The organism is Leptospirales bacterium, from assembly GCA_019694655.1.
Classification (GTDB): Bacteria; Spirochaetota; Leptospiria; order Leptospirales; family Leptonemataceae; genus SSF53.
This window is the reverse complement of the sequence record JAIBBN010000010.1, coordinates 71,480-82,317: the sequence shown is the minus strand read 5'-3', so window position 1 is coordinate 82,317 and position 10,838 is coordinate 71,480. Positions and strand designations below refer to the sequence as shown.

The following is a 10,838-nucleotide window of genomic DNA, read 5'->3' as shown; positions in this document are numbered from 1 at the left end:
GCGGACGGACTGCCGGCTCAAGGCGCCGCTGGCAAACCACTTGTCGCCAGGCGAGCGCCTGGCGTAATTGTTCGACATGATGCGACTGGCGGTGATTGGCGACATACACAAGTCGTGGGATGCCGAGGACACCGATTTTTTTAACAGCGCGGACTACGCGGCGATCCTGATTGTCGGCGACTTGCCTGGCCGAACCAACAGCGGCTGGTCGCGCGTGGTGCAACTGCTGTCGCGCCTGCGCCGGCCGGCCTTTCTGATTCCCGGCAATCACGATGGCGTTTCGGTGATGCAGAAGCTGGCTGAACTCAAGCAGGATCAAGATTGGATTCAATCCAGCTCAACCGGGCAACGGGCGCGCTGTGCAGAGATGGAGCGCGACATTGCGCCGGTGCAGCTTTGCGGCTACAGCATTCATACGATCGTCGCCGGCGAAGAAGCTCTGGATCTGGTGGCGGCGCGCCCGCACAGCATGGGCGGTCCGACGCTTGCTTACGCTCCCTATCTGGCTCAGCAATTTGGCGTTCACAGCATCGAGGAGTCCGCGCAACGAATCGTAGAGCTATTGGAACAGTGTCGACGCGACGCCTTGATTCTTGCCCACAATGGCCCAAGCGGTCTTGGCGACCGGGCCGAGGATATCTGGGGCTGTGATTTTCGCCCCGAGCAGGGAGACTTTGGCGATCCGGATCTGGAGCTTGCGATCCAGCGCCGTCCGTCTGGCCTGCGTCTGCTGGGGGTTGCTGCAGGGCACATGCATCTTGGCCTGCGCGGCAAGCGCGGTCTGCGCACCAGCGCCGTCTTCAAGGAGGGCCTCTGCTACCTCAATGCGGCTCGTGTGCCGCGCATCTACCGCGACGAAGCGGGACGGATCTGCCGCCATCATCTACATCTTGAAATCGACAACGGCCAGTTGCATGCTTTTGAGGCTCGCGTTTGCGGCGGAGTGATGGAACTTGCCGCTCTGAAGGCGAATGCCGCTAAGTGAGAATCGTATTGATTTTGCAATTTGCAATGCACAACTGCGGCGTTGCAGCGCATCAGTCATTCAACTCAATTGAATTGTGCAGATCATTTTGGCTTGCTGATTCCCGGGAGGCGCTTACGATCTGGTCCATGAAAAAGACTCTGGTGCTGTTGATATCGGCAGGTCTGATGATGGGCTTTGCCGCATGCAAAAAATCGGGAAGCGGCGGCGAAGGCGCGTCGGGAGATGGATGCGAAGGCATTGGCGCCATGGAAGCGCGGATGAAGTGCGAGAACAATGCCGTCATGTTCTGTTCTTCCTTTACCAGCTACAAATGGCAGCAGCAAAATGCCTGCGCTGAAGGCACAAATTGCTACATCGCCGAAGATGGAAAATCTGGCGGCTGCCGTTAAGAAACCCGAATCTAAACTGTATTTGATCAGCAGCGCCGGCGCAATCGCGTCCGGCGTTCGCTTTTTCCGACGGCGGCAGGCGACTCGCTTGCGCTTGACCCGCGGCAACGGCGTCTTCCCCCTGTCGCATGGCAAAACGCAAAGGCGGCGACTTTGCCGCTCTCATCCAGAACTCCTATCAATGGCAGGGTTCCAGCATCGCCCTGGGCGCGGCCATGCTTGATGGCGCCGCAATCGAAGGCGCATGCGTTTCGCTGCCCTTGAAAACACTCAACCGACATGGCCTGATTGCGGGCGCCACCGGAACTGGCAAGACCAAGACCCTGCAGCACATCGTAGGCGAACTTTCGCGCAACGGAGTGCCAGGCCTGGTGATGGATATCAAGGGCGATCTTTCCGGCATAGCCGCCGCCGGCGAGGCCAGCGAAGTCGCTTTGAAACGTGCGGCGGCTATGGGCTCCAGCTACAAGGCCGAGGCCTTCCCTGTTGAATTTCTAAGTCTGAGCGACGAAACTGGCGCGCGACTGCGCGCTACGGTCAGCGAATTTGGTCCGCTGCTGATGGCCCGCTTGCTGGATCTCAACGAGACGCAAACCGGAGTGCTGGCAGCGATTTTCAAGTTTTGCGACGACAAAGGCTTGTTGTTGCTTGATCTCAAAGATCTGAAAAAGACCCTGGATTTTGCCTCTGGCGAAGGCAAAGCACAGTTTGCTGGCGATTACGGGCAGGTCAGCACGTCCTCGGCTTCCACCATATTGCGAAAGATCGTCGCCCTGGAACAGCAGGGTGCAGAAATCTTCTTTGGCGAGCCAAGCTTCGACGTGCAGGACTTACTGCGCAAGGATGGCAAGGGACGAGGCATCGTTTCTGTGGTGCGCCTTGTCGACCTCCAGAACAAGCCGGATCTGTTCAGCACTTTCATGCTGCAGGTTCTGGCGGAAGTATACTCCTCCTTTCCAGAAGTCGGCGATCTGGAAAAGCCAAAGCTGGCCATCTTCATCGACGAAGCTCACCTTGTCTTTGAGTCTGCATCCAAAGCTTTGCTTGAACAACTGGAGATGATAGTCCGGCTGATTCGCTCCAAGGGCGTGGCCGTAGTTTTTTGTACGCAGAGCCCGACGGACGTGCCGCCTTCGATACTGGCGCAGCTGGGATTTAAGGTGCAGCATGCGCTGCGCGCCTTCACCGCACGCGATCGCAAGGCAATCAAGGCTGCATCCGAGAACTTTCCGGAAACAGAATACTACCAGGTCGATCGTCTGCTCAATGAGCTTGGCGTGGGCGAGGCCCTGGTAACTGCGCTCAGCGAAAAGGGCAAGCCTACGCCTCTGGCCCAGGTTTACCTGGCCGCGCCGGCTTCGCGTATGGGTCCGCTGACTCCCGCTGAGCTGCAGACTTTCGCTGCCGCTTCGCCGCTGGTCAAGAAATACGCCGCTGCGGCCGATCGCGAAAGCGCCTACGAACTCTTGAGCAAGAAGGCCCAGGAATTTGGCAAGACGGATGCCAGAGAAAAGCCCGCATCGCGCGGCGGGCGCAAAGTCGAGGAAAAGTCGACGCTGGAACGCGTGGCCAGCAGTCCCATTGTGCGCGAGGTGGGACGAACCGTCGCGCGTGAATTGACTCGCGGCGTGCTTGGCGTATTTGGACTGGGCAAGCGAAGGCGCTGAGGTCGCGGCATGACGGATTCTTACACTTTCAGGACCATCTCTTTTGCAGCGCTGGCGCTGTGCCTGGTCGCCTTGCCGCTGTCGGCGCACGACAATCCACAGCCGACAGGGATGGAAACCGAATCCACCCGCCAGCCATTGCAACCCGATGAATGCGAGGAGTTGCTATTTATTCCGTCGGAGGGGATTACCGTCGTCTCTCTCGGGCAGGAATCCGCTCTACGTCGCGTGACCGCAGCAAGGACGCCGGAGTTGGCCGACGCAAGTTCACAAGCAGCCAGCGAATACGCTCAGGGACGACCGGCCGAGGCGGCAAGATTGCTGTTCCCTTTTTTGGCTTCCAATCGAGAGGATTTGGAGCTGCTCAATCAATATGCACGCAGCCTCTATACGCAATTCATTGAAGATGTCACGGCCAGAATCCTGCACGTCTTTCCGCTCTACTATCGACTGGTAGCAGCGCTGGATGAACGCATTGTCGCGGAACTGGGAGACCAGCTCGCGCCGGGTCGGCCAGTGGCTATTGTCGATTTTGGCGAGGCCTACTGGAAGTTAAGCACGCTTTACCTGGACCTGCAACAGTACGACAAGGCAGAGTACGAATTGGCGCGCGCCATGGCCGCCATCCTGCCGGTCGTGTCCCTCGAAGCTAACACGCGGCTGGTCGAGCAAATGTACGCCTATATGATGGAGGCGACCTTCTTCACCAAACACGCGGAGGCAAACGCTTTCTACGCCTGTCGGCTGCGCAAAGTTTCCCCCGACTTTCGAGATGCGGATCGCTTTCGCCTGCCATATCCAGAGGAGCTCAATCCTCGTCCCGCCGGCGCACAATAAGCCGGCGTCAAAATCGCCGCCGCTGGATTTTGCACAGACTGGTCGCCGATAGGGAATAACGCTACTCTTAGCATGCCTCCCTGGCTTGCCAATTGCAGGTCGGGGATACAGAATTGAGATGCAAAGCGCCCCAGAACAGGAGCAAGACCAGGAACAAGTCGGAGGCGACGAGCCGGACCTGTTCCATGCCGGCGATCGCAGCAGCGCGTCCGGCAGCGGCCTTGCCGAGCCGGGCGACGCCGCGGCCGCCGTCGCAGCGGACGAAGTAGAAGAGCCATTGCCGGTTGAGGCCGACCTGCTGGGCGAGGCGGAGTTGAAGGCCTTGATGGCGCAATTCAATCCGCTGGCGGCGCGCGATCTGGTCTTGATTGAGAAGGGCGTCGAAAACTTTTTCCGATTCAATCAATCAGCCTACGCCCTTACGCGCAGCGAGCAGTTGCAACATCTGGGCGCACCCGAACTGAAATTTCTCGCCGACCGCCGGGCGCTGATCCCATTCTGCTACTTCAATACCAGCGAGACGCACGATCGACTGAGCCTTGTGAATGTACTGATCAGACCGGCCTCGCTCAAGGGCGAGCAGGCAGCGCGCGTGAAGCAGGGATGCATACGCGCCAGTGCGCTGGCCATTATCCAGTACGTTGTGCATCGCGATCGCACCATTCGCGAACTGGTTCAAAACGGCCAGCTGGGCGCCTGGATATCGCGGCGGCTGCTGGGCGACGCACAGGAGATCAGCCAGGCGCGCGATCTCAAGCGTCTGCTCCCTGAACTGCGGCGCTACTCGGTGGAGCGCTTGCTGGAAGAGCAGACCAATGCCCCCGCCGAATTGATCATTGGCGTAATGCACCTCCTTTCCATGCCCGCCGACAAGCTGGCCGGCGACCTGACGCTCTATGGGCAATGGCCGCTGGAGGCGCAGAATGCACTTGCGGAACGAGGACCGCGCTCGCTTTTAGCCCCGCTTTCTCGCGATTTTCACATTTTCCAGCCGCCGGCGCGCGACTTGATTGAGATGCCTGACTCGCGCATCAAAGAGAACCGCAGCGAGCTTGAATGGCTGCAGCTGCTGTACACGCAAATTGCCAGGCGCATTCTATTGAGTCTGTTGCCGCCGGAGGAAACCGGTTGGATTCAGCCCAAGAGCGCGGGGCAGGACGCTCGCTACATCGAAGAGCTGAAGAAACATCCTGGCTTCGCCCTGGGACAGGAGTGGCCTGATGGCGATTTGTTTCTGGAGTGTTACGAAGCGCTGACTCGCCGCGGCGAAACGGTGCGCGCCATGCGACGCGAATACGTGGTGGAGCTGGTGCTGCGCGAGTCATTGAAGTCTCTGGATATGCAATTCGAACCGGTGCGCATCAGCATCGACGAATTTACGCTGCCCGATCCGGCCATTGAGAACTACATTCCGCGCGAAGAGGTCTTTCGTCTGGTCACAGAGCGCATGAAGTCGCTGCCCGATTTATTGCATATGTCGGAGCGACGGACTTCCGTTTCGGGACAGCGGGCGGCAGCGGAAGAGCGCGGAGTCTATTTCATTTATCGGGCCAATATGCCGCGAGCCTTTGTTCGCAATGTCCAGCGGCGATCGATGCTGCACCTTTTCTGCAAGGCAAACGGCATGGCCCGCGGCATCTATGATTGTTTGGTCGATGTTTCTCGTCCCGATGCGCCCGCGCAACTGGTGGATGATCAGCTGGCTCTTGGCCGCGCCATTCGCGATTGGGAAGCGGAGCAGGAGCGAGAGCGCATCAAGCGCGAGCGGGCGGCGATGGGCTTCTTTGCGCGCCTGATCCTCTGGCTTAAGTCGCTGTTTGGCGCAGGAGACGCTCCAAAGCGACGCAGCGAAGATGCCCGCGAAGCGGACTCGGCGGCAGAAGCCGCCGCGAGCGGAGGAAGCGGCGGAGTCGGCGAAGGCGCCGGCGAGCGCGGCCGACCCCGGAAACGCAGTCAGGCCCCGCGCAGCAAGCGGCGGCCGGTGCCGGCGCGCGTGCAGCAGGTTGTGGACTATGTCGAGCGAAACTTCAAAGGGATCATCTGGATCGACGAAGTCCTGGCATCGCTTAACTCGGTGAAATTCAATGAGGATGTGATTGGCGACCTCCTGTTCTACGATAGCGAACAACGTTACGTTGAGATCAAGGCGTTACGCGATGTGCGTCGCGCCTACTTGCGCGCGGCCAATGAAGATGATCCGACCTGGGTAGGATCGACCATTGACTATCTTGAGAATATGGCCAATCCCCGAGAAGAACACCGCCTGCTTGCCGCCTATCTGCGCAACTTTCGATCTTGAACTTCCTTCGCCGAAGAGCACAAAGATCGGCTACTCAAAGACAATTGCAGCGCAGGGAATGGGCCGAAGCGGCAGAGTATGGACCTGCACATGCTCAAATCCCGCGGCCCGGCCGATCGCGGCAAACGCCTTGGCAAAGACCTCCGAGTTTCCGGAAGTCGCCCCGCGATGGCGGGCGAGATAGTTCGTTACAATTTTACCGCCGGGACGCAACGCGCGGCGCAGCTTCTTCGCCACCGCCTCCGGATTTTCCCAGAATTGTGCAACATTGGAACTGTAGATCCGGTCCAGACTTTGCGGCAGGAGAGTCGCTTGCTCGATGTCTTCCATACGAAAACTCAATTGGTCAGCGCTTGTCAGCGCCGTGAGCTCTCTGCGAAGGCAATCGATAACCAGTTGCGAATGATCGAGAAGCTCGAAGCTTGCCGGGCGGCAGCGGCCGAGGATCTCGCGCGCGGCCAATCCTGGACCTGGACCTATCTCCAGAATGTTCAGGCCATCCTGCAAATCCAGCAATTGAACTGCCCAGAGATTGCGTTCCCGATTGGAGGACCGACTGGCCATGATCCAGTTGGCGAGGCGTCCGCCAACGCCGCTCGGACGGTAGAACTGGCGGCGCAGCGAGCGTATCAAGTTACTTGCAATGTTCATATGACAACCATATTGACAAATCTGGTTCTTGTCAACTATGTTGTCAAATATTTGACAGCGGCGGAGGTTGGGGCAATTCCAGTCCATGGATTCTCGATCTGAATTGCTGGGCTCCATTTTCAGGGATATTCGACGCCTCTTCCATCAGCTGGCGTTGAGCGGCGAGGCCTTGCACGGAATCGCCGCAGTCACCATGGCGCAGCGCGCCTTGCTGGAGGATCTGGCGGGAGGCGCAAGAAAGACCATTGCGGAACTGGCCGCTGGTCGGGCTGTATCTCGCCAGCAGATTCAGAAAAATCTTCAGGAGCTGGAGGCGGCGGGTCTGGTGGTCTTTCATGAGAATCCGGAACACAAGCGGGCTTTCTTGAGCGAGCTCACGGTTAAGGGCGAGCGCCTGTTTTCCAGCATGCAGCGAAAGGAAGCCGAGTTTCTGGCGGACTTTGCAGCACGTTTTGGGCGCGCGGATTTGCAGGTTGTCGCTCGCACTCTGATTGAACTGCGTAGCGCCCTGAACGCCTATCTTGAATCTGGCGTACTTTCGAGCTGAGCAGCGAACAGTCGCAGCTGGTCATCGGGCGGCGCTTGAAATTCCTCTGCAGGCGCAAAGTATTCGAAAATCTCGCGATAGGACTCCCACAACATTTTTCTGTAGAAGCGCTGGTCATACCGAATTTCGGCGTCCTGCATCAGTTGCGCACGTTCCTCCGAGAGGTAGCGCCCCGCTCCGCGGCCAACGCTCAGCGCCAGGAAACGCACCTTTTCGCCCGGCTGCGTCTCCACGCCCAGATTGCGCAGCTCGGCAAGGGTCTGTCGCGATCCATTGTTGACTGTATAACTGTCCAGGTCCTGTGAAATGGTGCGACGCAGCAGCAAAGTCTGCCACGGAACCTTACGCTGGCGCAACTGTTCGTCCAGTTCGCGGTAGATGGCGCGCAACTGCGGGGCCATGGCGCGCAGGGCGGCGATACTGTCAGCCTCGCTCATACACTGCAGCATCCGCAACTGGCCCTCGCGAATGAAGGCCGGCGTATCCTTGCGCCGTGCGAAGATGCCGCGAAACTTCAACTCGCCATTCTGAAAACGACCAAAGTAGCGATTGACCACCGGCAGGTCCGGATCGACTCGCGAAGGAGCGAAGACCACCCAACTGTAAACGCCGTCCATGCCCATTTCGATGCCGCAGGCCTGGCCGATCTCCGTACAGAGCTCCTGCAGCTTTTGCTCATCCAGCGGCGCGCCCTGTTGATCGATGAATATGCAGTCGGTGATGGCATGCAGCAAACGGTATCCGCGATCTTCTGCGATCTCTTTGGCCGTCAGCAGTTTCTCGCGCCCAAAGGCGGTGACGCTCTCGTGGCTTTCGATGCGGCCAAATTTGGCATTGCGATAGCCCAGATAGCCAAAGGAGGTAACCAGCATCCACTTCAGACTGCTCTGGCGGCTCTCGTAAAGTTCCAGCTCCTCCTGCAAGCGCTGCAGCTCGACGTCAGCCGGCGATGGCTGGGCCTGTGCTGCGGATACAGTAGAGGCCGCGCCGGCGCCGCGTAACAGATCGCGTTTGGCCTTCAGTTCCTTTACTTTAGATTTATAGAATTTTCTGCGCGCCAGTACGCGTTCCAGGGAAATGGAGACGACGCCGCGCCGCCTCCGACAGATGACATAGCCGACTTCCGGAACGCGCGGGGCCTGTGGATCGTTGCGGCAGCAGCGGCAATTGACGGTTTCCGGACTGATATTGTGGATCGCCATGATGCTGGGATACATCTGGCTGAAGTCCAGTTGCGCCGTATTTTCGTAGACCTGCGCCTCGCGCGTGTCAGGAACGTATACCAGCGCGCCCTTATCGGCGGTAAGCAAATCAAGCGCCGACTTCTCGTCTTCGGCGGCGCTTTTTTGCCAGGGCGCAAGATAGTTTAACTTTAAAGCGACATGCATCTCGATGGCGGTTAGCGCTGCACCGGTAGAGGAACGCGCCAGGCGTTGCACCGGCAGTCGGCTGAGTCGCGCCAACTCCAGAACCCCGTGCAGTTCGGACTCCTTATAGACGAAGGAGTTGGCGCGGTCAATGTGCCAGCGTCCAAAGAGCGGATAAGAAGGCGCCATGTAGATCCAGCTGCCGTAGGTGTTGTAGCTGGAACCCTGACGCAGAATACGGCGCTGGTTGGGAATGGGATCGCGATCCAGAGCCAGTTCCAGCTGCTGCTGCTGAGCGCACTGAAACAGCGCCGGCAAGATTGCCGGGTCGCCATAGGCGCTGAGGATCACATCGGGATCGTTTTTTGTGAGAAACTCGTGCAAGGCGCGCACGGTGTCGCTCATGTTTGTGTAGCTCAGGGTGCAAGTCTGACCGCGGTATTCGGCGACGATGGCATTGTGCAGAGAGATGGGCAAGCGATGGCTGTGTTCCAACTGTAGATGCATGGTGCGCAGCGGGGGCGAACGGTAGTCGACCTCTTCCGATTCGTTGGCCGGGCGGATGCTCAGCAAGCGCTCGGGTCGGGCAGGGTCGAGGACGACACGTACCGGACAGAGCGGATAGATATCGTGTGCATACATATAGCTGGTAGGCGTTTCGATATCGGCATGGTAAATATCCATGCGGCGGTAGAAGGCGTAGAGCTTTTGCTTGATCTTGCGCATCACCGAGGGGCGGGAGATGACCATTTCCAGAGCCGGAATCATGCGGTTCTGATAGAAGTGGCGGCGCTTAACCATACGCGGCTCGCGCGCCAGGGCCTGCAGTTCGTAGAGTCTGGCGCAGAGTCTGCTCAGCAGTTGCGACGGTCCGGCGGCATAAATCACCGGCTGGTATGCGTCGCGCAGTCGCAGCATACGACCGTCGGCAAGGCGAATCCAGACGTGGATCTCGTCTTCGAAGTTGTAGACATCGAAGAGACAGCCCTCGATCTCAGGTTCGCTCATCCTTGTTTGAGGCCTCAGGCGCCAGACGTTTCATTTCCTGCTGTAGAAAGCCAATCTGCCGTTGCAGCTCGATCAACATGCTCAGCGCCATCGAATCAAAGGGGTTGGGGCTGGCGGCCAGTACGCCAGCCTGCAACTGTTTGCGTGCATAGCGAAAGAGTTGATCAAAGAGCAGTTGGTCCTCGCGTCGCAGTGTGCGGCGGAATTTTCCAAAGCGCTCTTCAATCAGATCAATCTGTATGGAATAGGGTTGTAGCGTGCGGCCCATGGGAATCTCCGGCAAAGGCGGATTGCACTGCGCCCAGAAACATGCGCTGTTCCTTGCGGCCAGTCTGACGCAAGGAAAGCGCGTAGGCCGGCTGCTTCAGCGCTGCCGGCGAAAGCTCCCAGACAAAACCGGCCAGCCCCTGCAGCTGTTGTTTTACATTTATAAAGGATTCATGCTGGTAGCGTCTTCGTTCGACAATCACCAGCGGCGCGCCGCTTTGTTCCAGCTCGCGAAACAAGGCAAACAGCCGACCCAGCAGCCAGGCGCCCTCTTCGGCGGAAACATCGCCGTCAAAGAATTGTTTGCAGGGCGCCAGGACGAAATAGATAGCGCGGGCGTCCGGCGCGCTCTTTGCCTTTTGCAGCGCTTGATGGATTACGTCCAGAATCTGGTAAGGCGTAAAGGCGCGACGGATGCGGATCTCCGCCAGCAAGGCCTCCGGCTTGATATCAATGCGCAGCGCCTCGTCCGCGAGATTGAAAACGTTAAAGCAAAGCGAACAATCTATATTATGCAAACGATAGCCGCGCAACCAGAGGTGCGCCTGCCAGCTGAGGGCAATGGGGAAAACCAGGCCCGGTCCGCTGATCAAACCGATGCGCCGCCGGTCCCAGCGATCCAGAAACTGAAAAAGCGGCGCTTCCGCCCATCCCGGGGCCAGCGGGCGACGCTGCATGCGCCACGATTCGCCAGGCCTTTGCTCTGCAAGAGCCACAGTCATCTGGCTTGACTATCAAGATCACGTCATTTGTAAAGCAAATAGAAGATAAGTATGTATGCTGGCGGGATGGATAAGTCGTGGATAAGGCGCGAAAAG

General features: G+C 58.6%; 10 protein-coding genes. 6 read left to right on the top strand and 4 right to left on the bottom strand.

Annotated features, from left to right (window positions below):
* Positions 1-76 precede the first annotated feature (76 nt).
* The 5 genes from K1X75_13565 (at position 77) to K1X75_13545 (ending at position 6,180) form a co-directional block, all read left to right on the top strand.
* Entirely contained in the window at positions 77-985 is a 909-nt protein-coding gene (locus tag K1X75_13565; GenBank protein MBX7059089.1) for a metallophosphoesterase, read from the top strand.
* 128 nt (positions 986-1,113) lie between these two features.
* Positions 1,114-1,377 (top strand): hypothetical protein, encoded by a 264-nt coding sequence (locus K1X75_13560; protein MBX7059088.1) that lies wholly within the window; start codon positions 1,114-1,116, stop codon positions 1,375-1,377.
* 128 nt (positions 1,378-1,505) lie between these two features.
* Positions 1,506-3,044, top strand: coding sequence for a DUF853 domain-containing protein (locus K1X75_13555; protein MBX7059087.1), 1,539 nt, complete (start codon positions 1,506-1,508; stop codon positions 3,042-3,044).
* 9 nt (positions 3,045-3,053) lie between these two features.
* Entirely contained in the window at positions 3,054-3,881 is an 828-nt protein-coding gene (locus K1X75_13550; protein ID MBX7059086.1) for a hypothetical protein, read from the top strand.
* Between the two features lie 118 nt (positions 3,882-3,999).
* Entirely contained in the window at positions 4,000-6,180 is a 2,181-nt protein-coding gene (locus tag K1X75_13545) for a hypothetical protein (GenBank protein ID MBX7059085.1), read from the top strand.
* A 30-nt stretch (positions 6,181-6,210) separates the two neighbouring features.
* Here K1X75_13545 and K1X75_13540 read toward each other — a convergent pair whose 3' ends face one another.
* Complete coding sequence (locus K1X75_13540) at positions 6,211-6,831, bottom strand: class I SAM-dependent methyltransferase (GenBank protein ID MBX7059084.1); 621 nt, start codon at positions 6,829-6,831, stop codon at positions 6,211-6,213.
* A gap of 85 nt (positions 6,832-6,916) precedes the next feature.
* Between K1X75_13540 and K1X75_13535 the strand changes: the two genes are divergently transcribed.
* The gene (locus K1X75_13535) at positions 6,917-7,378 is read left to right on the top strand and encodes a MarR family transcriptional regulator (GenBank protein MBX7059083.1); all 462 of its coding nucleotides are present in this window, start codon (positions 6,917-6,919) and stop codon (positions 7,376-7,378) included.
* On the opposite strand, the gene K1X75_13530 is transcribed toward K1X75_13535, so the two are convergent.
* Genes K1X75_13530 through K1X75_13520 form a run of 3 tightly spaced genes read right to left on the bottom strand, consistent with a single transcriptional unit; the run spans position 7,348 to position 10,736 of the window.
* Positions 7,348-9,753, bottom strand: coding sequence for a DNA polymerase (locus K1X75_13530; GenBank protein MBX7059082.1), 2,406 nt, complete (start codon positions 9,751-9,753; stop codon positions 7,348-7,350). The two genes, K1X75_13535 and K1X75_13530, sit on opposite strands and share 31 nt — an antisense overlap.
* A complete protein-coding gene (locus tag K1X75_13525) occupies positions 9,740-10,021 on the bottom strand; it encodes a hypothetical protein (GenBank protein MBX7059081.1) in 282 nt (93 codons plus the stop codon). Before K1X75_13525 ends, K1X75_13530 begins: the two co-directional genes overlap by 14 nt.
* Positions 9,984-10,736, bottom strand: coding sequence for a hypothetical protein (locus K1X75_13520; GenBank protein MBX7059080.1), 753 nt, complete (start codon positions 10,734-10,736; stop codon positions 9,984-9,986). The genes K1X75_13525 and K1X75_13520 overlap by 38 nt, the downstream gene beginning before the upstream one ends.
* Between the last annotated feature and the right edge of the window lie 102 nt (positions 10,737-10,838).

What these genes read in the sequence shown, in the direction of transcription:
- K1X75_13530 (MBX7059082.1), bottom strand. Translation starts at nt 9,753, where the DNA reads ATGAGCGAACCTGAGATCGAGGGCTGTCTCTTCGATGTCTACAACTTC.
- K1X75_13550 (MBX7059086.1), top strand. Translation starts at nt 3,054, where the DNA reads ATGACGGATTCTTACACTTTCAGGACCATCTCTTTTGCAGCGCTGGCG.
- K1X75_13545 (MBX7059085.1), top strand. Translation starts at nt 4,000, where the DNA reads ATGCAAAGCGCCCCAGAACAGGAGCAAGACCAGGAACAAGTCGGAGGC.
- K1X75_13560 (MBX7059088.1), top strand. Translation starts at nt 1,114, where the DNA reads ATGAAAAAGACTCTGGTGCTGTTGATATCGGCAGGTCTGATGATGGGC.
- K1X75_13525 (MBX7059081.1), bottom strand. Translation starts at nt 10,021, where the DNA reads ATGGGCCGCACGCTACAACCCTATTCCATACAGATTGATCTGATTGAA.
- K1X75_13565 (MBX7059089.1), top strand. Translation starts at nt 77, where the DNA reads ATGATGCGACTGGCGGTGATTGGCGACATACACAAGTCGTGGGATGCC.
- K1X75_13535 (MBX7059083.1), top strand. Translation starts at nt 6,917, where the DNA reads ATGGATTCTCGATCTGAATTGCTGGGCTCCATTTTCAGGGATATTCGA.
- K1X75_13540 (MBX7059084.1), bottom strand. Translation starts at nt 6,831, where the DNA reads ATGAACATTGCAAGTAACTTGATACGCTCGCTGCGCCGCCAGTTCTAC.
- K1X75_13555 (MBX7059087.1), top strand. Translation starts at nt 1,506, where the DNA reads ATGGCAAAACGCAAAGGCGGCGACTTTGCCGCTCTCATCCAGAACTCC.